Source organism: Salinimicrobium oceani (assembly GCF_012037645.1).
The window spans coordinates 1-355 of record NZ_JAAVJR010001130.1 but is presented as its reverse complement, the minus strand read 5'-3'; the positions used below and the strand labels follow the sequence as shown (position 1 = coordinate 355).

Here is a 355-nt window from a genome sequence, read left to right as displayed (position 1 = left end):
CCTTACGCGGGTAAAAATAGTATTGTAAATTGTTATTTTTCAGGTTTATTCTTAAATACTTCAAGCACTTTTCGAACGCTCTTATATTCTTCAAGCAAGGTCGATGCCATGTGCTGAGAGATTTGAAGCTCCTCCATCAACATGAGCTCTCCTCTTCCCACAAGCTTTTTGTTGGAAAGCTGCATATCCACCATTTTGTTTCCTTTGATACGGCCAAGTTTGATCATTACAGCAGTGGAAATCATATTAAGCACTAGCTTTTGAGCAGTGCCTGACTTCATACGGGTGCTGCCGGTAACAAATTCCGGTCCCACCACAACTTCTATAGGAAATTCTGAAGCTTCGCTCAGGGGAG

The 355-nt window shown here is 42.0% G+C and carries 1 pseudogene; it reads right to left on the bottom strand.

Annotation, left to right across the window (positions count from 1 at the left end):
- Positions 1–32: 32 nt before the first annotated feature.
- A pseudogene (locus HC175_RS21115) lies at positions 33–355 on the bottom strand (N-acetylmuramic acid 6-phosphate etherase); the annotation flags it as partial.